The organism is Dysosmobacter segnis (assembly GCF_014297285.1).
Lineage (GTDB): Bacteria > Bacillota > Clostridia > Oscillospirales > Oscillospiraceae > Oscillibacter > Oscillibacter segnis.
In genome coordinates this window covers 1-25567 of record NZ_JACOQI010000006.1, presented here as the reverse complement: position 1 = coordinate 25567, position 25567 = coordinate 1, and the positions used below count along the sequence as shown (strand labels likewise).

At 54.8% G+C, this 25567-nt stretch carries 27 protein-coding genes; 20 read left to right on the top strand and 7 right to left on the bottom strand.

Features of this window, described 5'->3' with window-relative positions:
* Positions 1-15 precede the first annotated feature (15 nt).
* The 6 genes from uvrB to H8Z83_RS07600 all read left to right on the top strand — a co-directional run bounded on the left by uvrB (position 16) and on the right by H8Z83_RS07600 (position 7963).
* Positions 16-1986: an excinuclease ABC subunit UvrB gene (gene uvrB / locus H8Z83_RS07625; protein ID WP_187014483.1), complete on the top strand. Its 1971-nt coding sequence runs from the start codon at positions 16-18 to the stop codon at positions 1984-1986.
* Positions 1987-2064: 78 nt separating this feature from the next.
* Complete coding sequence (locus tag H8Z83_RS07620) at positions 2065-2823, top strand: DUF6199 family natural product biosynthesis protein (protein ID WP_187014482.1); 759 nt, start codon at positions 2065-2067, stop codon at positions 2821-2823.
* 99 nt (positions 2824-2922) lie between these two features.
* A complete protein-coding gene (locus H8Z83_RS07615; protein WP_187014481.1) occupies positions 2923-3663 on the top strand; it encodes a TraX family protein in 741 nt (246 codons plus the stop codon).
* A gap of 12 nt (positions 3664-3675) precedes the next feature.
* Positions 3676-4161, top strand: coding sequence for a Cys-tRNA(Pro) deacylase (gene ybaK / locus H8Z83_RS07610; RefSeq protein WP_253098808.1), 486 nt, complete (start codon positions 3676-3678; stop codon positions 4159-4161).
* Positions 4162-4288: 127 nt separating this feature from the next.
* A complete protein-coding gene (uvrA, locus tag H8Z83_RS07605) occupies positions 4289-7114 on the top strand; it encodes an excinuclease ABC subunit UvrA (protein WP_187014480.1) in 2826 nt (941 codons plus the stop codon).
* Positions 7115-7204: 90 nt separating this feature from the next.
* Positions 7205-7963: a helix-turn-helix domain-containing protein gene (locus H8Z83_RS07600; RefSeq protein WP_187014479.1), complete on the top strand. Its 759-nt coding sequence runs from the start codon at positions 7205-7207 to the stop codon at positions 7961-7963.
* 418 nt (positions 7964-8381) lie between these two features.
* Here the strand turns inward: H8Z83_RS07600 and H8Z83_RS07595 are convergent, their stop codons facing one another.
* Positions 8382-9209 carry a TrmH family RNA methyltransferase gene (locus tag H8Z83_RS07595; RefSeq protein ID WP_187014478.1) on the bottom strand — a complete coding sequence of 276 codons (828 nt, stop codon included), beginning with the start codon at positions 9207-9209 and terminating at the stop codon, positions 8382-8384.
* 101 nt (positions 9210-9310) lie between these two features.
* Positions 9311-10021 carry a phosphatase PAP2 family protein gene (locus tag H8Z83_RS07590; protein WP_187014477.1) on the bottom strand — a complete coding sequence of 237 codons (711 nt, stop codon included), beginning with the start codon at positions 10019-10021 and terminating at the stop codon, positions 9311-9313.
* A 321-nt stretch (positions 10022-10342) separates the two neighbouring features.
* On the opposite strand from H8Z83_RS07590, the gene H8Z83_RS07585 reads away from it, so the two are divergent.
* Entirely contained in the window at positions 10343-11629 is a 1287-nt protein-coding gene (locus H8Z83_RS07585) for a cation:proton antiporter (protein WP_187014476.1), read from the top strand.
* 116 nt (positions 11630-11745) lie between these two features.
* On the opposite strand, the gene H8Z83_RS07580 is transcribed toward H8Z83_RS07585, so the two are convergent.
* The gene (locus H8Z83_RS07580) at positions 11746-12693 is read right to left on the bottom strand and encodes an ROK family protein (RefSeq protein WP_187014475.1); all 948 of its coding nucleotides are present in this window, start codon (positions 12691-12693) and stop codon (positions 11746-11748) included.
* Between the two features lie 304 nt (positions 12694-12997).
* Between H8Z83_RS07580 and pyk the strand changes: the two genes are divergently transcribed.
* From pyk to H8Z83_RS07565, 3 genes are all read left to right on the top strand, one after another.
* Positions 12998-14740, top strand: coding sequence for a pyruvate kinase (pyk, locus tag H8Z83_RS07575; protein WP_187014474.1), 1743 nt, complete (start codon positions 12998-13000; stop codon positions 14738-14740).
* A gap of 221 nt (positions 14741-14961) precedes the next feature.
* Positions 14962-15186, top strand: coding sequence for a hypothetical protein (locus tag H8Z83_RS07570; protein ID WP_187014473.1), 225 nt, complete (start codon positions 14962-14964; stop codon positions 15184-15186).
* A gap of 246 nt (positions 15187-15432) precedes the next feature.
* Positions 15433-16254 carry a hypothetical protein gene (locus H8Z83_RS07565; protein WP_187014472.1) on the top strand — a complete coding sequence of 274 codons (822 nt, stop codon included), beginning with the start codon at positions 15433-15435 and terminating at the stop codon, positions 16252-16254.
* Positions 16255-16469: 215 nt separating this feature from the next.
* On the opposite strand, the gene H8Z83_RS07560 is transcribed toward H8Z83_RS07565, so the two are convergent.
* The gene (locus H8Z83_RS07560) at positions 16470-16937 is read right to left on the bottom strand and encodes a nucleoside deaminase (protein ID WP_187014471.1); all 468 of its coding nucleotides are present in this window, start codon (positions 16935-16937) and stop codon (positions 16470-16472) included.
* A gap of 96 nt (positions 16938-17033) precedes the next feature.
* Between H8Z83_RS07560 and H8Z83_RS07555 the strand changes: the two genes are divergently transcribed.
* The 7 genes from H8Z83_RS07555 (at position 17034) to H8Z83_RS07525 (ending at position 20846) form a co-directional block, all read left to right on the top strand.
* The gene (locus H8Z83_RS07555; RefSeq protein WP_243184828.1) at positions 17034-17285 is read left to right on the top strand and encodes a DUF2508 family protein; all 252 of its coding nucleotides are present in this window, start codon (positions 17034-17036) and stop codon (positions 17283-17285) included.
* Entirely contained in the window at positions 17276-17539 is a 264-nt protein-coding gene (locus H8Z83_RS07550; RefSeq protein ID WP_187014470.1) for a pro-sigmaK processing inhibitor BofA family protein, read from the top strand. Before H8Z83_RS07555 ends, H8Z83_RS07550 begins: the two co-directional genes overlap by 10 nt.
* A gap of 238 nt (positions 17540-17777) precedes the next feature.
* Positions 17778-18203 (top strand): 50S ribosomal protein L13, encoded by a 426-nt coding sequence (rplM, locus tag H8Z83_RS07545; protein WP_187014469.1) that lies wholly within the window; start codon positions 17778-17780, stop codon positions 18201-18203.
* 14 nt (positions 18204-18217) lie between these two features.
* A complete protein-coding gene (rpsI, locus tag H8Z83_RS07540) occupies positions 18218-18622 on the top strand; it encodes a 30S ribosomal protein S9 (RefSeq protein ID WP_187014468.1) in 405 nt (134 codons plus the stop codon).
* 394 nt (positions 18623-19016) lie between these two features.
* Positions 19017-19181 carry a DUF4406 domain-containing protein gene (locus H8Z83_RS07535; RefSeq protein WP_187014467.1) on the top strand — a complete coding sequence of 55 codons (165 nt, stop codon included), beginning with the start codon at positions 19017-19019 and terminating at the stop codon, positions 19179-19181.
* Positions 19182-19539: 358 nt separating this feature from the next.
* Complete coding sequence (locus H8Z83_RS07530; protein ID WP_187014466.1) at positions 19540-19890, top strand: TnpV protein; 351 nt, start codon at positions 19540-19542, stop codon at positions 19888-19890.
* 149 nt (positions 19891-20039) lie between these two features.
* A complete protein-coding gene (locus H8Z83_RS07525) occupies positions 20040-20846 on the top strand; it encodes a hypothetical protein (protein WP_187014465.1) in 807 nt (268 codons plus the stop codon).
* 174 nt (positions 20847-21020) lie between these two features.
* On the opposite strand, the gene H8Z83_RS07520 is transcribed toward H8Z83_RS07525, so the two are convergent.
* The 3 genes from H8Z83_RS07520 to H8Z83_RS07510 form a co-directional block, all read right to left on the bottom strand.
* Positions 21021-21782 (bottom strand): DUF4367 domain-containing protein, encoded by a 762-nt coding sequence (locus H8Z83_RS07520; protein ID WP_187014464.1) that lies wholly within the window; start codon positions 21780-21782, stop codon positions 21021-21023.
* A complete protein-coding gene (locus tag H8Z83_RS07515; RefSeq protein WP_187014463.1) occupies positions 21748-22338 on the bottom strand; it encodes an RNA polymerase sigma factor in 591 nt (196 codons plus the stop codon). The genes H8Z83_RS07520 and H8Z83_RS07515 overlap by 35 nt, the downstream gene beginning before the upstream one ends.
* A 262-nt stretch (positions 22339-22600) precedes the next feature.
* Positions 22601-22927, bottom strand: a complete 327-nt coding sequence (locus H8Z83_RS07510; protein WP_187014462.1) for a hypothetical protein — start codon at positions 22925-22927, stop codon at positions 22601-22603.
* A 256-nt stretch (positions 22928-23183) separates the two neighbouring features.
* Between H8Z83_RS07510 and H8Z83_RS07505 the strand changes: the two genes are divergently transcribed.
* The 3 genes from H8Z83_RS07505 to H8Z83_RS07495 all read left to right on the top strand — a co-directional run.
* Positions 23184-24629, top strand: coding sequence for a ParB/RepB/Spo0J family partition protein (locus H8Z83_RS07505; protein ID WP_187014461.1), 1446 nt, complete (start codon positions 23184-23186; stop codon positions 24627-24629).
* 283 nt (positions 24630-24912) lie between these two features.
* Positions 24913-25254: a DUF7768 domain-containing protein gene (locus H8Z83_RS07500; protein WP_003020223.1), complete on the top strand. Its 342-nt coding sequence runs from the start codon at positions 24913-24915 to the stop codon at positions 25252-25254.
* Positions 25254-25567, top strand: a 314-nt coding sequence (locus tag H8Z83_RS07495; protein ID WP_187014460.1) for an antirestriction protein ArdA, incomplete at its 3' end; no start/stop codon positions are given. The genes H8Z83_RS07500 and H8Z83_RS07495, both read left to right, overlap by 1 nt.

The window sequence follows — 25567 nt, the reverse complement described above, 5'->3', positions numbered from 1 at the left end:
GATGGAGAGACGGCTATGCCGAAATTTGAAGTAGTATCCCCTTATCAGCCATCCGGCGACCAGCCGGAGGCCATCGACGCACTGGCGGCGGGCATCGAAAACGGCTTGAAGGAGCAGGTCTTGTTAGGCGTCACCGGCTCCGGCAAGACCTACACCATGGCCAAGGTCATTGAGAAGGTCCAGCGGCCTACGCTGGTGCTGGCCCACAATAAAACACTGGCAGCCCAGCTTTGTGCGGAATTCAAGGAGTTTTTCCCCAACAACGCCGTGGAGTATTTTGTCTCCTACTACGATTACTACCAGCCGGAGGCCTATATCCCCCACACGGATACCTATATTGCCAAGGACGCATCTACCAATGATGAGATCGACCGCCTGCGGCTGTCCGCTACCTGTGCCCTGTTGGAGCGGCGGGACGTGATCGTGGTGTCCTCCGTGTCCTGCATTTACGGCTTGGGCGAGCCGGATGACTTCGCCCAGATGGTGATCTCTCTGCGTCAGGGGGCGGAGTGGGACCGGGACGAGCTGCTGCGACGTCTGGTGGAGAACCGTTACGAGCGGAATGACGTGGCCTTTGAGCGGAACCGCTTCCGGGTGCGGGGGGACACGGTGGAGATCTACCCCGCCTACTATAAGGACCACGCCATCCGGGTGGAGTTCTTCGGGGACGAGATCGACCGGATCTCCGATTTTCACCCCCTCACCGGCACGGTGAACCGGGTGCTGAACCATGTGGCCATCTACCCCGCCAGCCACTATGTCACCACCAAGGAGAAGATGGACAGGGCCTTGGGCCAGATCCGAACGGAGTTGGAGGATCAGGTAAAATATTTCAATGACAATGAGATGCTGGTAGAGGCCCAGCGCATCCGCCAGCGGACGGAATATGACATGGAAATGATGCGGGAAATGGGATATTGCTCCGGCATCGAGAACTATTCCCGGATCATTTCCGACCGTCCGGCGGGCAGCGCCCCTATGACCCTGCTGGACTTCTTTCCTGATGATTTCCTGCTGTTTGTGGACGAGAGCCATGTGACGCTGCCTCAGGTCCGGGCCATGTACAACGGCGATCGGGCCAGAAAGGAATCGCTGGTGCGGTACGGCTTCCGCCTGCCCTGCGCCTTCGACAACCGGCCTCTGAAATTCGAGGAATTTGAGAGCCGCATCGGTCAGGCGGTGTTCGTCTCCGCCACGCCGGGGCCCTACGAGCGGGAGCGGGCGGACAACATCGTGGAGCAGGTCATCCGCCCCACCGGACTGCTGGACCCCCGGGTGGAGGTGCGCCCGGTGGAGGGCCAGATCGACGATCTGATGGAGGAGATCCGCGCCCGGGCCAAGCGGAACGAGCGTGTGCTGGTGACAACTCTCACGAAAAAGATGGCGGAGGATCTGACGGAGTTTTTCCGGGCCAACAGCATCCGGGTACGGTATATGCACGCTGACGTAGCCACCATCGAGCGGATGGAGATCATCCGGGATCTGCGGCTGGGCGAGTTCGACGTGCTGGTGGGCATCAACCTCCTGCGGGAGGGTTTGGACTTGCCGGAGGTCTCTCTGGTGGCGGTATTGGACGCCGACAAGGAGGGCTTCCTCCGCAGCGAGACGTCCCTCATCCAGACCATTGGCCGGGCGGCCCGGAACGCGGAGGGTCTGGTGATCCTCTACGCCGATACCGTCACACCCTCCATGCGGGCGGCGATGGACGAGACGGAGCGCCGCCGGAAAATTCAGGACGCTTACAACAAGGCCCACGGCATCGTGCCGAAAACCATCATCAAGGACGTCCGGGAAATTCTGGAGATCTCCAAGAGCGAGGACGCCGGACACAAGGCCAAGGGCAAGCCCAAAAAGCTGACGGAGGCGGAGCGGACGGCGGAGATCGCCAAGTTGGAGCAGGAGATGAAGGAGGCCAGCAAGCTGCTGGAATTCGAGTATGCCGCCGTGCTGCGTGACCGCATCATCGAGCTGCGGGGCGGCAAATAGCGGACAGATTTCAAGAGAAAATGCGCCAAGACCGAAAACGAGCCGTATAAAACAATCAGAAAAATACAGGAGGTATATATGGAAAAACGCTCTGTTTTGCAAAAGGTCGTCCTGATCTCCGTTGCGGCTATGGCGGTGGCCTTCGCCATTCTGACGTTTGTATTTCACAGACTTGAGGGCGTGAAATTTGAAGAGGGTTTCCTGCGGGTGTCGGCACAGGCCGATGACCCCGCCGCGACGGTCTACGCCGGGAAGATTCAGGGTGAGCGGGTGAAGATCACCGTGACGGACTGCCCCGATGAACAGCGGACGGCGGTGGAGGTTCAGGTCGGGGACCGCGTCCGTGACGAGTGCGTGGTGGAGACCGGCCTGCCGCCCATTCAGGCGGACCAGCTGGGACCGGTGGAGCACATCCGAATCACCCGGAACGGTCAGCTCCTTTTTGAGGGCGGCTATACGGCGGAGCACGACATGGGATGGTACGATCTGGACGGGAACTGGGATCCCTTTACCATGTCCGTTTCCTATAGCAGCACTGCTGGAGACGATTACTGGGAGCATTATGAAACGGATAGAGGGACGATTCTCAGCTTTGCCCGTGGGCCGCAGCTGGTGAGCCGGGGCAGCTGGATGCTGTATTTCACCATGCTGCTGTTTTCCGGCCTGCTGGCGCTGGACGCCGCATACCCATTGGCCCTGTTCCGCTGGCAGCATATGTGCGACGTGAAGGACCCGGAGCCGTCGGACTTCTATCTGGAAATGCAGCGGGCGGGCTGGTGCATTTATCCCTTTTTGATTCTCATTGGGTACATCATCGCCCTGCGGGCGCTGCCGTAGCCGACTGAAAACGGGGTGACCCAAAACAGACAAATGTATGTCCGAACGGGCATTTTACATACAGAAAAACACAAAAAACATTGCAAAGGAAAACATACTATGGAACACACAAAAACCAAGGGGTGTCTGGACAGCCTGACCTTAAAACTGCTGGCCATGGCCCTCATGCTCTGCGACCACCTGTGGGCCACGGTGCTGCCCGGCGTCATGTGGCTGACGGCGGTGGGCCGCATCGCTTTCCCCATTTTTGCCTTTCAGGTGGCGGAGGGCTTTCAGCGGACCCATGACCGGAAAAAATACCTGCTGCGGATGCTGGTCTTTGCCCTGATCTCTGAGATCCCCTTTAACTACCTGTACTACTCCTCCCCTGTGTTCCCCTTCCATCAGAACGTGATGTTCACCTTCTTCATCGCCCTTCTGCTGATGCTGGGGCTGGAAAAGGTCCGGAGCAAAGGGATGGGGATGTATATCCTCGCCGCCGTTTTGAGCCTGCCCGTGGGTTATTTCCTGGGAACGATCGGCATGGTGGATTACTACGGCAGCGGCGTGGTCACGGTGCTGATCTTCTACCTCTGCCGCCAGATCCCTCACGGCTGGATCGGCGAGGTGGCGGGACTGGCCTTCCTGAACTGCAAACTGCTGGGGGGCATGACCATCCCCCTGACGCTGGGGAGCTGGACCTTGGAATTCCCGGAGCAGGGCTTGGCGCTGCTGGCCCTGATCCCCATTTGGCTGTATAACGGCAGACAGGGCGCTCACAATAAGGCCATCCAGTATGCCTGCTACGCTTTTTATCCCGCCCACATGCTGATCCTGGCATTGCTGCGGATGTATTTGTAAGAGGTGAGATCTGTGTCCAAGCACAAGGAAGAAAAAACCAACGTCATGCGGACGCTGGAGCAGAAGAAGATCGCCTACACGCCCCATGAGTACCCGGCGGACGGCCCGGTGGACGGTGTCTCCGTGGCGGCGTATCTGAATCAGGACCCGGAGCAGGTGTTCAAGACCCTGGTGACAAAGGGCGCCGGCGGCGGATACTATGTGTTCGACATTCCGGTGGCGGAAAATCTGGATCTGAAAAAGGCAGCCAAGGCGGTGGGGGAGAAATCCATCGCCATGCTGCCTCAAAAGGAGCTGCTGCCCCTGACGGGCTATGTCCACGGCGGCTGTTCTCCGGTGGGCATGAAAAAGCAGTTCCCCACGGTGTTCCACGAGACGGCGGAGCTGTTCGACACCATCTGCGTCTCCGCCGGAAAGATCGGCGCGCAGGTGGAGGTGGCCCCGGCGGACCTCATTGCCCTGCTGGGGGCTCAGACGGCGGACGTCACTGCGGAATGAATATAAAAGTTTAAAAAAATGTCGTTTTTGCAGATTTAAACGCATAGTTGACATTAAAAAATGGTTTGTGTATGCTATGACCGAAAACCGGTTTTGACTACATGAAACAGGAGCGGAAAAGCAGATCATGCAGGAAAATATCATTGTAAAAGGTGCCCGGGCCAATAACCTGAAAAATATCGACGTCACCATTCCCCGGGACAAGCTGGTGGTGATGACCGGTGTATCCGGCAGCGGAAAATCCTCTCTGGCCTTCGACACGGTCTACGCCGAGGGCCAGCGACGGTATGTGGAGAGCCTTTCGTCCTACGCCCGGATGTTTCTGGGCCAGATGGACAAACCGGATGTGGACTATATCGAGGGCCTCAGCCCCGCTATCTCCATCGACCAGAAAACCACCAGCAAAAACCCCCGGTCCACCGTGGGCACCGTGACGGAGATCTACGATTATCTCCGTCTGCTGTGGGCCAGAGCGGGTACGCCCCACTGCCCCAACTGCGGCAAGGAGATCCGCCAGCAGACCATCGACCAGATCATCGATCAGGTGCTGGCGTTGCCGGAGGGAACGCGAATTCAGGTGATGGCTCCGGTGATCCGGGGCAAAAAGGGCGAACACGCCAAGGTGTTTGAGGATGCCAAGCGCTCCGGCTATGTCCGGGCCAGAGTGGACGGCAGCCTCTACGAACTGGACGAGGAGATCAAGCTGGAGAAGAACAAAAAGCACTCCATCGAGATCATCGTGGACCGACTCATTATCCGGCCTGACATCCGCCAACGGCTGACGGACAGCGTGGAGACCGCCGCCAAGCTCTCCGGCGGACTGGTGATCGTCAACCTTCTGCGGGAGGAAAAGGATCTCTCCTTCTCCCAGAACTACGCCTGCGAGGACTGCGGTATCTCCATGGAGGAGCTGACCCCCCGGATGTTCTCCTTCAACAATCCCTTCGGCGCCTGCCCCACCTGTACCGGTCTGGGGAACCAGTTAAAGGCCGACCCCGCCCTCATGATCCAGGATGGGGGAAAGTCCATTTTGGACGGGGCGATTCAGGCCAGCGGCTGGAACAACATCCGGGGGGACGGCATTTCCCGGATGTACTTCGACGCTTTGAGCAAAAAGTACAAGTTTTCCCTGACGGAGCCGTGGAACAGTCTCAGCGATGAGGCGAAAAACATCATCCTCTACGGCACCAAGGGGGAGACACTGGAGCTGCACTATGACCAGCCCCGGGGCAAGGGCGTTCTGAAGCAGGCCTTTGAGGGCATCTGCAACAACATTGAGCGCCGCTATAAGGAGACCCAGTCCGATGCCAGCCGGAAGGAGCTGGAGGAGCTGATGAGCGAGTGCCCCTGTCCGGACTGTCAGGGCCGCCGTCTGCGGAAGGAATCCCTGGCGGTCACGGTGGGAGAGAAGAACATCTATGAGTTCACCACCCTCTCCGTAGAGGACGCTCTCGTGTGGATGGACGGCCTGACACTGACGGAGCAGCAAATGCTGATCGCGGATCGAATCCTGAAAGAAATTCGCTCCCGGCTGGGCTTTTTGAAGTCCGTGGGCCTGGGCTATCTGACGCTGGCCCGCAGCGCCGGGACCCTCTCCGGCGGCGAGAGCCAGCGGATCCGGCTGGCTACCCAGATCGGCAGCAGCCTGATGGGCGTGCTGTATATTTTAGACGAGCCGTCCATCGGGCTGCACCAGCGGGACAACGATAAGCTGCTGGCAACGCTGAAAAACCTCCGGGATCTGGGCAACAGTCTCATCGTGGTGGAGCATGACGAGGACACCATGCGCTCCGCCGATTACCTCATCGACATCGGCCCCGGCGCCGGTGTTCACGGCGGTCAGGTGGTGGCGGCGGGCACCCCGGCGGAGGTGATGGCCAACCCCGACAGCCTGACGGGGCAGTATCTGTCCGGAAAGAAGAAAATTGAGGTGCCTGCTGTCCGCCGTCCCGGAAACGGCAAGGTTTTGAAGGTCATCGGCGCGTCGGAGAATAATCTCCGGCATATCGACGTGGAGTTCCCCCTGGGCACCTTTACGGTGGTCACCGGCGTGTCCGGCAGCGGCAAAAGCTCTCTGGTGAACGAGGTGCTGTTCAAGCGCCTGGGTGCGGAGCTGATGCGGATGAAGGTCCGCCCCGGCAAGTGCGACCGCATCGAGGGCATCGAGCAGTTGGACAAGGTGGTGAACATCGACCAGAGTCCCATTGGGCGGACGCCCCGCTCCAACCCAGCCACCTACACCGGCCTGTTCAACGACATCCGGGATCTGTTCGCCTCCACACAGGAGGCCAAAAGTCGGGGTTACGGGCAGGGGCGGTTCAGCTTCAACGTCCGGGGCGGCCGATGCGAAGCCTGCTCCGGCGACGGCCTGCTGAAAATCGAAATGCACTTCCTGCCGGATATTTTCGTCCCCTGCGAGGTCTGCAAGGGTAAGCGCTACAACCGGGAGACCTTAGAGGTCCGCTACAAGGGCAAAAACATCGCTGATGTGCTGGATATGACGGTAGACGAGGCGCTGGACTTCTTCTCTGCTCTGCCCAAGCTGAAAAAGCGGCTGCAAACCTTGCAGGATGTAGGCCTTGGTTATGTAAAGCTGGGCCAGCCCTCCACGGAGCTCTCCGGCGGCGAGGCCCAGCGGGTGAAACTGGCTACGGAGCTTTCCAAGCAGGCCACCGGCAAGACCATCTATATTCTGGACGAGCCCACCACCGGCCTGCACTCCGATGACGTGCGCAAGCTGCTGGAGGTCCTCCAGCGGCTGGTGGACGCGGGGAACACCGTGGTGGTCATCGAGCACAATCTGGATGTCATCAAGTGTGCCGACCACCTCATCGATCTTGGCCCTGAGGGGGGCGACGGCGGCGGCACCATCGTCGTCACCGGCACGCCGGAGGAGGTGGCGGCCTGTCCCGCCAGCTTTACGGGGCAATATCTGAAACGGATGCTGAATTAAGCGGAAAACCGGCACTCCACGCAGCGTTTGTTGCGGGAGTGCCGGCTTTTTGATACAATCAAACCAGCAAAAACCAAAGGGGGATACGTTATGCGGCAGACGGATACCGGTGCGCTGATCGCACAGCTCCGAAAGGAACAGGGACTGACTCAAAAGCAGCTGGCAGACCAGCTTCATATATCAGACCGTACGATCAGTAAATGGGAGCGGGGGGCCGGGTTTCCGGATGTATCTCTGCTGGAACCGCTGGCGGATGCGCTGCACTGCTCGGTGGTAAGTCTCCTGGAGGGACGGCTGGTGGAGGAACCGGCGGAGATCGACGTCCGGTCGGCTTTGACGGTGCTGATACGGGAGAGCCGCTCCGCTCTGCGGCGGGACTGGAGCCGCCGGTTCGGGATACTCTGCTGTCTGCTGATAGCGGGCTTTGTGATCTTTGGAATTTTGGATCGCAGCGGCGCGTTTCTTCAAAAGGTAGAGCGGTCCTATACAGTTGGGATCTGGCAGGATGGAGAGAAAATCGGTGAAACAGCCGTTACGATTTCCGGGGAAAGAAGCATCTGGGGACGGAGCTACGTTGGGCGGTTTGCCATAGACGCAGTGGAGAAAACCTGTCGGGAACGCATGCAGGCAATGATCCGTTGGGAGAAGAAAAGCAACTGCGCCAATATCACATTTGCTGCGCCGGGATTTTTTGGCGCTCAGGCGGGAATCGAACATTTCTTGTACTGTGACCGGGAACTGAACTGGTTTGCCCTGTCCTTGGAGGATGGCCGGATCATCGCCAGCGATCAGGGGTGGGCCCAGCTTCAGGCGCTGCGGCCCTATGAATATCCGGTATATGTGAATTGAGAACGAAAAAGCAGACGCAGGTTTTATCCTGCGTCTGCTTCAGCGTGTCGAAAAAGTCTTTTCTCGCCGCTGAGCAAGTTTTCAGAACTTCATAAAAGTTCTGAAAACTTAGGATTTTAATGGTGCGGGACACCCCTCTTGGGTTTCCCGCGCACACCCTTCCTTACCGTCGCGGAGAATTTACTACTTTATCGACAGTCTCAAGCAGAAGCAGGTTTTATCCTGCGTCTGCTTTTTACCGTTGATCGAAAAAATTGTGTTTACAGAACCTTGGAGAGGAAGTCCTTTAGCCACAGGACGGAATTGCTGCAAAAAAATGGCGATATAGCTAAAAAACGCCATATTTGCATGGAAAATAGATAATTCATTCACGAATTGGCAAATGCTTGAATAATAGAATGAATATTTTGCGGAATATTCATTCTGGGCAGCTCATCAGCCCCAACTGGTAAAAGGCCACGGCGCTGGCTGCCGCCACATTCAGGGAGTCCACCCCGTGAGTCATGGGAATCATCACCGTATAGTCGCAGTGAGCAATGGTGTTGGAGGCGAGCCCGTCTCCTTCCGTGCCCATGACCACCGCCAGCTTGGGTTCCCGGGCAAGCTGAGGGTCATTCAGACGGATGGAGTCCTCCCGCAAGGCCATGGCAGCAGTCTTGAAACCGTATTGCCGCAAAGTTTCCGTCCAATCCACGCCTTCGGGCAGATAGGTCCAGGGCACCAGAAACACGTTGCCCATGCTGACCCGGCTGGCCCGGCGGTACAGGGGGTCGCTGCCGGCGGCAGTCAGCAGCACCGCGTCCATCCCCAGCGCCGCAGCAGAACGGAAAATGGCGCCAATGTTGGTAGGGTTCATCACGTTTTCCAGCACGGCGATCCGCCGGGACATGGCGCAGATCTCCTCCACCGTGGGCAGCGGCGGCCGCCGCATGGCGCAGAGCATCCCCCGGGTCAGATGAAAGCCGGTGAGCTGGGTCAGGACCTCCAGCTCCGCCGCGTAGACGGGAATATCTGCCGGACAGCGGGCCAGGATCTCCGCACCCTTGCCGTTGACGTGCTTCGTCTCCATCAGGAAGGATACCGGCGTACACCCAGCGTCCAGCGCCCGGCCAATGACCAGAGGACTTTCCGCCACGAACAGGGCGTTGGCCGGGTTTGCCCGGTTCAAAAGCTGATTTTCCGTCAGCCGGGCATAAATATCCAGTTCCGGGGCGGCAAAATCGGTGATGGGGATAATCGTGGGCATGGCGGCTTCCTCCTACGCGGTATCGTCTGAAAATGGGGCGATGCGACAAAAAAACTCTGTCCCTCTATTATAAAGGGACAGAGTGGGAAAGGCAAGAGGTGTTACAGCTCTGGGAACCGCTTACGGCCAAGACCTCCGGCGGGGATCAGAGAAGCGGCTCCGGCAGGTACCCGATAGATCAGGGGATAGGCTGCGGCGCAGACAGCCAGCCCCGCCAGCACATCCAGAACGGAGTGCTGCTTGAGGAATACGGTAGACAGGCTGATGAGCACGGCCATGGTCAGAAAGCCCAGCCGCCAGCCCTTGGCGCGGAAGCGCCGGATGTCCCGGGCAGCGAAGTACACCGCAAAGGAGCCAATGACGTGAATAGAAGGGCAGACGTTGGTGTTGGTGTCTGCGGCGTACAGCTTTGCGGTGAACCGCGTCAGCAGGTCGCCGCCCAGCAGTGTGGGCCGCAGATGCTGGCAGTTGGGGAAGAGAAGGTAGGTCACCAGAGCAAAGGAGTACGTCAGGATGATGAACCACATCATCCGCCGGAAAGCGGGAATGTTATAAAATAAGGTGTAGAGCAGCATCCCTCCTACAAAGAGAAACCAGAACGCGTAGGGGATGACGAACCACTTGCAGAAGGGGATCCAATGATCCAGCGCACAGCGCATGGGGGCGTAGTAGACGGTAGGGCGGTAGTTTTCCAGATAACAGAATACCAGACTGAAAATCGGCCAGAACAGCAGCAGCTTCAGATGCCGGAACTGCGGGGTATTCAGCCGGCTCAGACGGAACTGACGGTAATCGATTAGAGGCAGCTTCATAATCAGGATCCTCTCAGCCGCGGAAAAAACGCGGCGTGTCAGTAAAATAAAAATCACATTTTGGAGATTATAGGCGGTTTTGCGAGAAAAAGTGTGAAAAAATTTTTAACAAATGTTAAACACTTGCAGAGAACAGAACATAGCGCCGCTGGCCGGAAAAAACGACAGGCACCTCTGTAAAAGCTTGCTTAGGAAATCTTAACAAAAATTAACGGCTGTTTTGTGCAAAACGACCATTGCAAAAATCGGGGAAAGCGATAGAATAAGGGCCTTGTGAAAAAATGTGTGTATGCGGTGGAACCGCATGGAGAGGAGTTTTTTGTGTCATACCATTATTTACTGGATCTGGCGTTGATTTTGTTAAGTACGAAGCTGCTGGGCCTTCTGACACAGCGGTTTCAGATGCCTCAGGTAGTGGGCGCTTTGCTGGCGGGCCTGATCCTTGGCCCTGCGGGACTGAATGTTCTGACAGAAACTGAATTTATTTCCCAGCTCAGCGAATTGGGCGTCATCGTGCTGATGTTCTCCGCCGGTATGGGAACGGACATCAACGAGTTGAAAAACAGCGGCAAGGCTGGCTTTTGGGTGGCTCTGCTGGGTGTGATCGTGCCCCTGCTCATGGGTACGGCTCTGGCATGGGGCGCTGCCGCCGCAGGCTTGATTGAGAGCAACGGTATGCTGGAAAATGTATTTGTGGGCACGATCCTTACGGCAACCTCCGTCAGCATCACGGTGGAGACACTGAAGGAGATGGGTAAGCTGGAAACGAAGGTAGGCAACACCATTCTGGCAGCAGCCCTGATCGACGATGTGCTGGGTCTTGTGGCGCTGACTCTGGTCAGCAGTCTGGCCGGTGGCGGGGAGAGCGTTGGACTGGTCCTGCTGAAGATCCTGGGCTTCTTTATCTTCGCGGCTGTGGCCGGTGTGGGGGCCAACCGCCTGTTTTGCTGGATGCTGAAGCGGCAGGGAGGCTGGTCCACCCACCGCAACTCCGTTCTGGCCTTTGTGCTCTGCCTGGTGATGGCCTACTGCGCGGAGGAGTTTTTTGGCGTGGCGGACATCACCGGCGCCTATGCCGCCGGTCTGGCCGTGGCCTGCACCCCCAAGGGAACCTATATCCAGTCCAAGTATAATCCGCTTGGCTATCTGCTGCTGACGCCGGTGTTCTTCGCCGCCATCGGTATCAACGTCAAGCTGGACGGCGTCAGCGGCGGGATGCTGGCATTTTCCGTCCTGCTGCTGGTGATCTCCGTTATTTCCAAGCTGGCGGGCTGCGGCTTGGGCGCAAAACTCTGCGGCTTTACGGAACGGGAGAGCATTCAGGTGGGTGTGGGCATGGTCTGCCGCGGCGAGGTGGCGTTGATCGTAGCCAACCGGGGACTGTCCATGGGCGTTCTCAGCAGTGCGATGATGACACCGGTGGTCATCACCGTGGTAGGCGGCACGATTCTGACGCCGATCCTGCTGAAGCTGGTTTTCCGGGGCGAACCGCAGGAAAAGCTGGTGGAGAGCAGCTTGGCGGACCGCTACGAGAAGACGGCGCAGTTGGAGGATGCCTCTCAGCAGCTGTTGGATGCTGACGCGGCCATGATGCGGAAGAACAAGTAACACGGCTGCCAAAGAAGGCCCATTCAATTTTAAATCTGCAATAGAAACATACGAAGAACCGCCCCGGCCTTGCTTCACGGCAAGCCCGGGGCGGTTTTTGGCAGATGATTATGCGATCATAGGGCAGTGGGCAGCATGGCCGCGCCGATGATCCCGGCGTGGTAGCCCAGCGTACAGCCGAGGATGCGGGTGTGAGTCTGCAAATACTGATTGCCATAGACCTGGGGCGCAACGGCTTCCCGCAGGGGAGCCAGCAGCGCCTCTCCCTGATTGGCGATGCCGCCGGAGAGCGCCACCACCTCGGGATAGAAGCAGTTGATGACGTTGGCGATACCTACGGAGAGGTAGTGGATGTACCGCTCCACCACGGCGACGGCGGTAGGGTCCCCCTGCTCCTTGGCACGGAAAATGGTCTGCCCGTTGACATCACCAACCTCTGCGGCGGTGGCGTGGAGCAGGCTTTCCGGATGCTGGGCCATGGCCTCCTTCGCCATGCGGATCAAACCGGTGGCGGAAGCGTAGGTTTCAAAGCAGCCTTTTCTTCCGCAGGCGCAGAGCGCGCCGCCGTCCTCCACCACCATGTGTCCCAGCTCTGCTGCACCGCCGGTGCAGCCCGTCAGGATCTTTCCATTCAGCACCACACCGCTGCCTACGCCGGTACCAAGCGTCAGGATCACGGCGCTGTCCACATTCTGAGCACAGCCCGCTACTACCTCGCCCAGCGCGGCGGCGTTGGCGTCGTTGGCCAGACGGACGGTATAACCGCTGTATTTCTGAACGGCGGCCCGGAGATCAAAATTTTCCCAATGGAGGTTGGCGGAGTAGCGGACGATACCGCTGTGATCCTCCACAATGCCGGGACAGCCCACGCCCACGCCGCCGATCGCCTGGGGATCGTATCCTTCCGCCAGAGCTGTGATCAGACCTGCGATCTCGCGGGCCACGTGCTCAGGCCCCAATTCCCTCTGGGTGGGGCAGGAGGCTTCCTTCAGGATCGTGCCGCCTTCTGTGACAACGGCCCCCTTGATGCTGGTGCCGCCGAGATCAATACCGATGTAGTGCATATGTTACCTCCTTGATGCGTTCCCCGCAGGGCGGTGAGAAATTTAACTTATATGCAATTATATAGCAGAAGCCGGAAAGAAGCAAACGGTTCCGGCGGGAAGTACGAAAAAATTGGCGGACGGCATCTGTACGGGGATTTGGCGGGGGGCCTTTTGTGCAGAGCTTCAAAAGTTGAAATGAAAATTTTACAGATTGCTGTCTTTTCATAAGAACAGGTTTGTGATAAAATGACTGAGAAAAACGATTACTTCATAATGGGAGAGAATCGGCGTTTCTTTTGAAATGGCGGAAGGAGTGCGTGAGATGCGAAAGACAAAGATTGTATGTACCCTTGGTCCCTCCACGGACAGGGAAGGCGTCCTGCGGGAGATGATCCAGGCAGGGATGAACGTGGCCCGCTTCAACTTTTCCCACGGGACCCACGCGGAGCATAAGGCGCGGCTGGACGCGCTGAAAGCGCTGCGGGAAGAACTGGACGCCCCGGTGGCGGCCATGCTGGATACCAAGGGCCCTGAGGTTCGTCTGAAGGACTTTGCCGGCGGACGGGTCCATCTGACCGCCGGCCAGGAATTTACCCTGACCACCGTTCAGGTGGAGGGCGATGCGCACCGCTGTTCCATCACCTACGGAGAACTGCCCGGTGACGTCAAAGCGGGAGATACCATCCTGCTGGACGATGGTCTGGTGCGGCTGACTGTTCTGGAGACCAGCGAGACGGAGATCCGCTGCCGAGTGGAAAATGACGGTAATATGAAGAATCACAAGGGGGTCAATGTCCCCGGTGTGCGGCTGAATATGCCCTACATGAGCCAGCAGGACCGGGACGATCTCCTCTTCGGCGCGGAGCAGGGGTTCGACTATGTGGCAGCCAGCTTTGTCCGTTCCGCCGCAGATGTGCGGGAACTGCGGCACGTGCTGGACAAGGCCGGTTCCCGGATGCGGATCATCGCCAAGATCGAAAATCAGGAGGGCGTCAGCAATCTTCCGGAGATCCTGGACGCAGCGGACGGCATCATGGTGGCTCGCGGCGATATGGGTGTGGAGATCGACTTTGCGGAGATCCCCCTGATCCAAAAGAATATGATCGCCCGGTGTGTGGCCTGCGGCAAGCCGGTCATCACCGCTACGCAGATGCTGGATTCCATGATGGAAAATCCCCGGCCCACCCGTGCGGAGATCACCGACGTGGCCAACGCCATCTATGACGGCACCTCTGCCATCATGCTCTCCGGCGAGACGGCAGCAGGCCGATATCCGGTGGAATCCGTGAAAACCATGGACGCCATCGCCCGGCGGACGGAGAGTGACATCAACCATGTCAAGCGCATGACCCAGATGGCTGGCGGACGAAACCGGCTTTCCGTGGCGGCGGCTACCGCCCACGCCGCCTGCACCACGGCGCAGGAGATCGGAGCGGATGCCATTCTCACCGTCAGCCAGCGGGGCACTACCGCCCGGCTGGTGAGCCGCTTCCATCCCGGCACCCCCATCATCGCCTGCCTGCTGGATCAGCAGGTCCGGCGGCAGATGGCCCTGTACTGGGGTGTAGAGCCTATTATGATGCCCTACGCCAGCAGCACTGATGAACTGGTGGACTTTGCTGTTCAGGCGGCGGCGCAGGCGGGTGTGGTCCACGAGGGCGATCTGGTGGTAGTCACCGCCGGCGTGCCGGTGGGTGTAGCCGGTACCACTAATATGATCCGAATTCAGCAGGTGGGCGGCGCTCTGGTGAACGCCGTGGGCATCGGGGAGAAAAAAGCCTCCGGTCCGCTGTGCATCTGCCGCAGCACTGACGAGGTGGCGGAGAAATTCCAGCCCGGCGATGTTCTGGTGGTGCCCTATACCACCAATAAGCTGCTGCCCTATATCCGGCAGGCGGCGGCGGTCATCACTGAGGAAGCCAGCGTGGAGTGCCATACCGCCACCATCGGACTGGCTCTGGACAAGCCGGTGATCGTGGGAGCCGCCGGCGCTGTTCAGCGGCTGACGGACGGCACGATGGTCACGGTGGACTGTGCCCGCGGTCTGGTCCGGGCCATGCCCTGAATTACTGTATATAACCGCATGTATTAGAAGCCCGGGAGGAAAGATCCTCCCGGGCTTTTCTGTACCATCTGCATACAGGTAAGCTTGTCCTCGTGAGCGGATGGTGGGCTTGAGAAAGCAGAAAAAGTATTGTATGCTATACATACAGGGACATTTTGCGATTTTTAGCGTCTATATTGGTATAAGGCAAATGACAAATTTGAAAAGAGGGGGATGGCTGCATGAAAAAGAAAGTGATGATCGGCATCTGCGTCTTGCTGGCGATCGTTCTTCTGGTACCGATCCCCATGCGTCTGAAAGACGGCGGCACAGTTGTCTATCATGCGGTCTTGTATCAGGTTGAAGACGTACATAGGCTGGGTGCGGTGGATACGGCCGAGGATGAATACCTTGAAGGGATGATCGTAAGAATTCTTGGGATGGAAGTTTACAACAGTGTTGAATAAGCGTTTGCTTTGGCGGACTGAATAGCACATACTGAAAATAAATAGGAGCAAGGCCGAAAGATGCCCTGCTCCTGTTTTGCACCCCTGATAAAGAAAGGTTGGTTGACCAAGCGGCAATCAACTTAAAAAGGAGATAAAAATCGCACTGCCGTGGACAAGCGAAACAAGCCATGCTATAATAAAAAAATACGTTTGGCCGCTTTCTCTATTTAAGGATCGGCGGCTGTTTTTGAAAGGATCATAGCGATGAAGCAGTGCGATAAAAAGTCCCTCCTGACTCTCTGCCTCGGCGCCGCGGGTATGTCCTTGCGGCTGCTGCAAAACATGACCGGGTTTGAACCGGGCACCGGACTGCCCATTCCCGGCAGTATTCCGGGAATTTTGTTGCCGGTGCTGCTGGCGCTGTCGGCGGTGATATTGTTCCGGATGAACAGCAAGCTGCCCAAGGGGCCGGTGGAGGTCCCGCTGTCACGGCTCCTGAACTGGAATGACAAGGAGGGGCTGTTTGGGATTTTGGCCGGCGGCTGCGTCATGGCATTTTCCGGTGTGCTGGAGATCGCCAATGCGTTTGGACGGACGGTCACGGCGGTTTCTGCGGACGGCATGGAGATCGTTACGGTCAGCGCTGGGACCGGCCGCTCCGGTGTGGTGATGGGCCTGCTGGCCGTTGTCGCCGGGATCTGCCTGCTGGCAGGCGTGGCCATCTGCCGCAAAACGCCGGATACGGAACCACAGATTCTGCTGGCGGTGCCGGTGCTGCTGCTGGCCCGGCTGATCTTCGCCTACCGGCTGTATTCCGTTGACCCGGTGCTGGCGAACTACTACCTGGAGCTGCTGGGGCTGATGCTGCTGATCCTGGCCTCCTACCGGCTCTCCGGCTTTGCTGTTCAGGCGGGCGGGCCCCGGATGTTCGGGTTCTATGCCGACCTGACGGCTATCCTGGCCGTGACGCTGCTGGCGGACGGCCACAGCGCCGCTCTGCTGCCGCTGGGCGGTGCCGCCGCTCTGGAGGGCTTCCAAAGAGCCATGAGAATGTCCGGCGCTGCAAAGGGCAAAACGGAAGAATAAAAAAGTGCATGGCCCTGACGGCTTCCGTCAGGGCCATGTTTTTGCGGCAGACATACAAAAAGACCGTCTTTCGACGGTCTCTTTGTATATGATTGGGAAGATTGGATGAAAAGAAGTTTTGTCTCTTGCAAGTATTAAGATACAGGAGAATTATTAAGCAAACCAGCAGGAGTTGTTACAAAAGTTTTAAATTTTTTCTGGACTTTTAAAAAACTCTATGTCGAAGGCTTTCCCTGACGGAGTTTCTCGAAAAATTCCGCCAGCACCGCTTGACAGTCCTCTGCCAAAATTCCGCCCACCAGAGCGGGCCGGTGAGGGAACTGCTCCATAAACAGGTTGGTCACGCCGCCGCAGGCGCCGAAGGCACTGTCCCGTGCACCGTAGAACACCTTGGGAATCCGGGCGTTGAGAATGGCCCCGGCGCACATGGGGCACGGCTCCAGCGTCACATATAACGCGCAGTTGTCCAGCCGCCAGCTGCCCAGCGCGGCGTTGGCCTGGGCCATGGCTTCCATTTCCGCGTGGGAGCAGACCGCCTGCTTTTCCTCCCGGCGGTTCCGGCCCCGGCCGATCACGGCCCCGTCCCGGACGATGACGCACCCCACCGGGACCTCACCGGCATCGGCGGCTTCCCGGGCCAATTCCAGGGCTTGAGACATATAGTATTCATGCGGCTTTGTCATGTGAGTCCTCCTGTATGAAAAATGGTATATTTGTCAAGACTTTCCGTAAACTGATAGTGCCGAGACAGGAACTGCTCCGGCGGTGGGAGGGAGATTATGATGAAACAATCCAGAAAATACGCCCCGGACTCGGAAACGCTAGCGCTGCGGGCGGAACTGCAAGCGGCCCAGAGTGAGCTGGCTCTGGCTTATCGGCAATTCGATCAGGCAACGGCCCCGGAGCTGGTGGAGTCCTGTATTTACCGCATCAGCGCTGCCAAGGCCCGGTGTGATTACTACCTCCGGGTGCTGAAGGCGCGGGAGCCTGTGGCGGCGGGATCCGCCAAGGGAGGGGCTGTATGGACCTGAATCAGAAAATCATTGCCGGCTTGCTGCTGGCTTTTTTTCTCATCACACTGCTGCGGATCTTCCGGACGCCCCTGCGCCTTGCCCTGAAGCTGCTGATGAACACGGCACTGGGGTTTCTGGCTCTGTGGGCGGTGAACGCCACCGCTGCCGTCACCGGTGTTGCGCTGGGACTGAACCTGCTGAACGCCCTGACCGTCGGCGTTTTGGGGCTGCCGGGTTTCGTGCTGCTGTTGTTGGCGCAGTGGGTGCTGTAAGGGTACATAGCTTGTCCTGCCGCAGGGGATGTCATGCCCCTGCGGCATTTTTGAAAATACAATTTTAGATTTCGAGAGATAATAAGAGAAAAACAGAGATTCTAAGAGATTTACATGAGTTAAATAAAAACCGTGTTGACATGGGTGAGGAATCATGGTATAACTATCCATGCTCCGATTTTACCCCGGAGCTCTTGATTTGTAAAGAAATCAAATTTATATACGGAGGAAACGATCCATGTCCACTTTTATGGCGAACAAGGCCAACATCGAGCGCAAGTGGTACATCCTGGACGCTGCCGGTAAGCCCCTGGGCAAGACCGCCGTTCGGGCTGCTGACCTGCTGCGCGGCAAGACCAAGGTTACCTACACTCCCAACGCTGACTGCGGTGACAACGTCATCATCATCAACGCTGGCCAGGCTGTCCTGACCGGCAAGAAGCCCGAGCAGAAGATTTACCGGACTCACTCCGGTTGGATTGGCGGTCTGAAGGAGACCAAGTACCGCATCCTGATGCAGGAGAAGCCCGAGACTGCTATGCGTGTGGCTGTCCGCGGCATGATGCCCCGGAACACCGTCTGCAAGGATTCTCTGAAGCGCCTGCACATCTACGCTGACGCCAACTATGAGCAGCAGGCTCAGAAGCCCATCGTGCTGGAGTAAGGAGGAGTAAGAGAATGTATCAGTCTAAGAAGCCTTATCTGTATGGCACCGGCCGCCGTAAGTCCTCTGTGGCCCGCGTCCATCTGTTCCCCAACGGCACCGGCTCCATCACCATCAATGGTCGTGACATCGACGAGTATTTTGGTCTGGAGACCCTGAAGATGGTCGTCCGTCAGCCCCTGGAGGCTACCGGCAACACCGGCAAGATGGACATCGTGGCTACCGTCACCGGCGGCGGCGTGTCCGGTCAGGCCGGCGCTCTGCGTCACGGTGTGGCCCGCGCTCTGCTGCTGGCCAGCGAGGATAACCGCGCCATCCTGAAGAAGGCCGGTTTCCTGACCCGCGATCCTCGTATGAAGGAGCGTAAGAAGCCCGGTCTGAAGGCCGCCCGTCGTGCTCCCCAGTTCTCCAAGCGCTGATATTTCTATCACGCGCCGAAGAGCGAACTTTTCAACAAGAAGCCCGAAACCGTCAGGTTTCGGGCTTCTTTCTTTGTGTCTTGACAAAAATCTGCCGCCAATGAAGCTAAAACAGGAACTGTTTTTTTGATGCGAGGATCTGCTGTCTGGTACGATCAGATTCGTGGAGACTGGGGCAGATTGGCAGACAGAGCGCAGCACAGAAGCGTGACGAGGGAATAGCGTAAAAAATAAGTCCCTCCGGACGGAGGGACTTAAATAGCCAAACACAAGAGCACAGACAGAAAAAGAATACCGAGACTAATGCAGCAGACGATTTTCAAACCAGTATCCATTCCATGCACCTCTTTCTACCTTATTATTCTATCAGGCCGCATACAAAAGTCAATAAGAGGTGAAGCTGCCGACGGATGTTCTCCTGGTGTGCTGGCGTGAGAGTGCCGGGGCACGGTTGGAGTGGGCCTATGCGGAGAAGATCGGGAAAGAGATTGTCATGGCGGAACAGGGATGGATCGAGGAATATTTGGAGAGGGTGGAGACAGTCACTGGAATTGAATAAAGCAAAAGAAACCCCCTCACTTTTGCAGCGAGGGGGTTCCGTTCGTAAAATCGAAGATAAAATGTCTTTTTTGAGTTTTTTATTGTCGTAATGGAAAATATTTTTACCGCCTAAAACGGCTGAAAACGTTGAAATATAAAGAAAACCATGCAATCACAAGGATTGCGTGGTTGGCGCGGAAGGAGGGATTTGAAGAGGATAGGATTCGTTTTTTATAACCTATTTGGCTGAAATATGTGATATTTAGTTCTGAAATTATAAAATTCTGTACCAGTCAGTCCAGTTGTTTTATAAGGGACAACCCGCTAAAGGATCAAAATAAGGGTCAGATTTGACCACATGAAAGGACAATCACATAATGGAAATTACCTACCGAGAAAATGAAAATTTTTATGTACCGAACTTGTTTATGCCGAAAGAAGAACCTGCCACCTACGGGCGCTTTGGAAGAATGCGGCTTAAGTATCTGAAGGAGCACCGCAGAGCAGTCTATATCAATTTAAAGGTCTCCGGCCAATTGACACATCATCTCAATGAAATCGACCGTGAAGCAAACGAAATGCTGCGGCTGCTGATCGAGCAGATAGCTCAGGCGCAGGGCATCACGGAGCAGATGAAAGCTGCTGGCCAACTGACATGGGTCGGGGCAATGAACAATATCCGCAGCGCGGTGGAGGAAATTGTGTTAAATGAACTGATCTGCTGTTGATAAAATGAAAAGCCTGCCGTTCAAATGATTTTGGATGGCAGGTTTTCCGTATTCCCTTATTATGTTACACTTTTCCTGAATATTTGTTCTATATTACGAGAAAGCAATATTATCCATAAAAAGATTCGCAACTATTTGGAGGGAAAAAGATGTCCAATCACAAAATGCAGTTTCCGTCTCATATTTCTAAAAGCTGGCTCTCTGTGTGCATATTTATTTTTTTCTTGGCTGTTTGTGTGGGTTTAGCAATCCATGTCACCAGTGAAGAAGATGCGATATGTTCTGATTCTGATCATTCTGAAGTGCCCATTGTTTCGAATGAAAATGTTTCAGAGAAATCAGGCTCAGATATAGAGCATGCGAAAAATTATGTGCCAACGGAAGAGGACGTTCTTGCAGCACGCCAACAAGCAACCGAAGGAATGTCTCAACAGCAAATAGAAAATCTGACCGAGGTGGTTAAGACTGCAAATTTGTGGTTTGAGCATAAATATATGAATGGAGATCTTTTTGAGCAACTGTCAGATCCCAATAATTTGTACTGGAATTACTTCCATCAGACCGGAGAGATTCAAATTGGCTGGGCAGTTGACGGTGGTCTCGATATGGATGCTGTATGTGAACGAGAAAAGCTTTCCATAGAAGAATTTTATGCCAAGTATGGAACGCCCGTTGTTACAACGAATCTCTATGATGCAGATGGGTTCATTGGTCTGTTGTCAGAAATAAATTCATTCATTCAAAATGAAAATCTTAAATCCGAACTTCAGTATCTCATGGATCAGACGGAACAGGCAAAAGAAACCCATAGGATGGAAATTGTAAATGACATCTACAAAAAGCTACATGATCTGGATTATTTTTTGCTGCGATATGGTCCTAAAGATGTCGCTAAGTATGTCGAAGATGATTCTACGGTATCTAAATACTACGGCACACTGCCTTTCTATCAGTAATCACAGTGCTTCGTACAAGCCAAAAATATGACCCCAGGTCATTTTCTATAAATTTTGAATACGCAGCCGTTCACTTTAGGATTGATCCAAGGCGATTCGCCGTGGTTCGGAATGGACTGCCTGGCATCTCAGGGGAAATACTTTGTAAAGGACACATAAAACGCGACTTGCAACCTAATCAATCACAAAAATATTTTGGGCTATTTTTTCAACTACTTCACCCGGTACGTGCTCGGATGAACAAATGTCAATAAAAATATTCTTGTCAGTATTTGCGAGGGCAATATGTGTCTGGTCGTTTTTTACAATGCGCAACCCAGAGTTCCCATTTATCATGATTTCCTCTACTATTTCGGCTCCCTCCGTATCTACATTGTAAGTAGAAGTCCCATCAAACCTGTTAATGATTATCCAGTTATTTTCATCGTTTGCAAAGATGGCCTGATAATCGTATTCTCCTGATAAATATTCGTATCCGTCAGGAAGCCATGCCAAACGTATATTTTTAAAAAATTCATTGTTGTCTGTAACCATAGAGTTGCCGGATTCTTGAGGGGAATCCTCTTGCTTCATTTTCAATTGTGTGTACTTCTCATTTGCAGTGATCACCAAATTAAGAGTGGCTGTTCTAAATTCATCGGAAATTGCAAATGCTGATGTAAAAAGTAGAGTTGAAATTGCAATCAATATTGCTGCCAGGTTAATTGCCTTTTTTACAATTCTAAGGCTGCTGCTTCTGCGCATATTTGAAAAATGCGCATTTATTGTTTTCAAACACCTTTTTGTGAGTTCTTCAGGAACTGCGGCGTGAGGGTCATTCTGCAATTCTGTGTTGAACCGGTCTAACCGGGCATTTTCCATTTGTGCAACATCTTCCATCAACAGTGCAAAATATGCATCTTCATAGTTTTCCAGCAGTCGTTCGTGTCTCGTCATTCGTACCCTCCCCTTTCATTAACCTTAGAGATTTTCGCCTTGCGCGTGAAAGACGCATCCGGATACTGTCTCTGCTGCACTGAAAAATTCCTGCGAGTTCTTCTGTTGTTTGTTCTAGAACATATTTTCTATACAGCAATTCTTGTTCGGCATCAGTAAGCTGCATCCACAATTTAGTCAGGCTGGTTCTTTTTTCTTGGAGGTCTTCTATTCTTTCAATTATTGATTCAGGCTGATCGTATTCACTGTTTGAATCATCACCTGATAATTGTTGAATATGGCGGTTTATCGTTGATTGGTGCTTTCTAAAATTTATGGCCGTATTTCTGACCGCGTAAACTACGTATGCCCGAAGTGCGGAATTCGGTAGTCCTTTTATCTTGGCAATATTTTTACAAAGTTTTTCAACCGTATCATGAACAATATCTTCACAATCCTGTGTGTTGGAAGCATATTTTAATGCGATTGCATACATCAGGCGCTCGTTCTGTTGATATACTTCTTGCATAAATGCACGATCATCAACGTCATTTATCATAGTAGCAAAGATAAGCATATATCTAATCCTCTCCATCAGTTATGACAGTAATCACCAGGGAGAATGAACACACTTTTCCAGTGAACGGTTAATCAAGAAAGTTCAAAAGAAGGTTTTGACCTTACCGGAATTATTACTATTATAGCAATTTTTCGATATATTTCATACTATTATCCATGTAAACAATAGAATGCTGGCCTTGATTGCTCTGACAGGGCCGGAGCACGGTGAACTCCCATTTTCCGGGAGGCTGTTTTACACCCCGGCAGGGATGATTCGTTCATTCCGCGCTATAATCATAATACTTCTCAAGGAAAACACCTTTCAGCATCTCTCTGAGTTTACTGTAATCCTCTGCGGGAACGTCATTCTTGTCAACAAAGAGGACGGGACCTACATCAACAAGTTCGATGTCCGAACCCACAAAATACATGCCGTTTTTTGCTTCGATAATTTCTCCAATCATCTGGTGCTTCTTAGGTAGGTTTCGTTTTCCCTTTTTTATTTGTGCCTTATAGATAAATATTACGGGTTTACCTTCTGAGTTATATAATTCCAGATGGGATGCAAGAATGAGTACCCGGATTGCATATTTTTTCCGCTGCAAGATTTTCCTGTACCACCTTCTCCTTTTGAATCTTACATAATATGATTACTTCCTATTAGGAACACTGTAAATACAAGGCTTTTCGGAGCCTGCAAACCAGAAAAAATAATATTTGATCTATCACATTACGCAAAAAGCCGTCCGGCATGAGAAACGGGCGGCTTTTTTGCGTGGATAGACGGAAAGGAGGCACAAAAATAACTACAAAATTTTAGCACTCTAATTTGTGCAACTTTAACGAAAAGGAGGATCGTAAATGGCCGATGAAAAACTGAATACTGGCCCTGCGGAGAATATTTCCCCGGAGGCCGCCGAGCCTATCGCCACACCAGAACAGGCCGCAACATCTGAACCCCAGCAGGAACAGACCGGGCCTGCCATACCTGAGCCCGGCGATGTGGTTGTGTCCTTTGACAAAATCAATGAGCTTATGGCAGAAAAGAGACAGAACGCCCGCGCCGAAGTCGAAAAGGCGGAAACCCCCGAAGCGCCGGAGGCGGCAGCCTCCGGAGAAATACCGCAGCCCGCCAATACGGAGGAACCGAAAAAGCCGCGCCGTGGCCGTCCGCCGAAAGCAGAAAAGGCCGCGACTGAAAATCAGAAAGCGGAGAAATCGGCTGGGGCTCGCAAGGGCCGCCCACCCAAGGCGGATAAGGCGGCCCCTGACAAGCCCAAGCCGTCCAAACGAGACAAAGTGTCCCGAAGCGATGGAAAGGCTCCGGATGCCAAGGAGCCCATTAAGCCCGCACAAGATACGGCACCGAAGGAGACTGTTGCGGAACAGACAGCTCCCGAGCCGACTACACCGCCCCGCCCGGTTGAGGAAGGCAAGCTGGTTTATCTGAAACTTTCCGAGGTTCATCCGTTTCACACATTCCGTCCGCACCCCTTTAAGGTACGGGACGATGCGAAGATGCAGGAAATCGTTGCTTCTATCCGCGTAAATGGTGTAATGGTTCCCGGTCTTGCCCGCCCGGAGAAAGATGGAAACGGCTATGAAATTGTAGCGGGTCATCGCCGTACCCACGGCAGTGAACTGGCCGGGTTGGATGAAATGCCCTTTATCGTCCGTGAAATGACCGACCACGAAGCGGTTCAGGCCATGAAGGACAGCAACAAGCAGAGGGATCAGACGCTCCCCAGCGAACTGGCCGCCCTGCTGGAGCTGGAAGTGGAGGACATCAAGCACCAGGGCGGGCGGCTGAAAGGCGTTGCGGAAGGCGATGTCGGGAAACGCTCGGTTGAGATTGTGGGCGAGGCGCATGAAATGAACTATAAAAAGGTCATGCGCTACTTGCGGCTCAACTCCCTTGTGCCGGAGCTTCTGGACAAGGTAGACGATAAAAAGATGGGCTTCATGCCTGCCGTGGAGCTTTCCTACATCAAACCGAAAAATCAGAGGCTTATTGCTGTTTCCATTGACGGGGAGCAGGCTTCGCCCTCGCTGGCCCAAGCTAAACGGCTCCGGGAGCTGGATAAGGAAGGCAAGCTCAACGGCGATGTCATTGACGGCATCTTATCAGAACAGAAAAAGGAGGATCGAGGCGTGATTATTTCTACTGCGGAACTGGAAAAGTATTTTGGCAAGGAGGTCACTCCCGCCAAAATGAAAGAACAGATTATGTCCCTGCTGGATGACTGGAAAGAAAAACAGCCGCCGGAGCTGGCAAAAGCCCCGAAAAAGCAGGAACTTGACAAGTAACAACTTCGAGACACTTTGTCCCGAGGGCCCCGCCCTCGCGCAGAGGCTCTGGTGGTATATATCCCCCGTCGCCGCCTGTTTTTTAGTACAGCCGGGAGTGGGCCGTCAAGGGTGCAGCGCACCGCCGTTTTCGGCGGCTCGCCCTTGACGGTCTGCCCCGGCTGTGCTATTTCCCCGGCAAGCGGCGGGGGTATATCCTCCAGAGCCGCCCCCTTTCCCAAGACTGGGAAAGGGCGTGGGGTTTGGGTTGAACTTTCTTATTAAAATATCGGAGGTATGAACGATGAAACGACCCCTTGCTTATATCACCGCTGCATGGCTCGGCGGCGATAGCGAAAACGCAGAACTGGCGGCGCAGTATTGCCGCACCGTGTATGAGGCAGGCTTTTCTCCTATTTGTCCGCCTTTGTACTTGCCCCTGTTTCTCAATGATGCTGTTCCCGAGGAGCATAAAAGCGGCATCGACATGAGCCGTGACCTGCTCCGCCGTTCTCATGTGCTGGTTGTTTGCGGGCACAGTATGACCGAAGCCATGAAAAATGATATTGCCGTGGCCCAGCGGCTGGGAATTACGGCAACAACCCTTGAGGGCATCCTGACCGTCAAGGGACAGGGCCGCCGCTAATGGCGACCCTGTTTGAAGCCTACGTTACCAACGCGGGGAAGTACAGCGAGGGCCAACTTGTGGGTGAAACACTGAAATTTCCCACAACCGCCCAGAAGGTGGAGGCTCTCTTGAAACGGATCGGCGTGGATGGAGTCCGCTATCAGGAAATTTTTATTACCTCTTTCGATGGGGATGTGCTGGGGCTCTATGACCATTTGAGCGAGTATGAAAATCTGGACGAGCTTAATCATCTGGCCTGCCTGCTTTCCGAGCTTACCTCATCGGAGCTGGAAACACTGGAGGCCGTCCTCGACAGCGGCGATCACTGTTC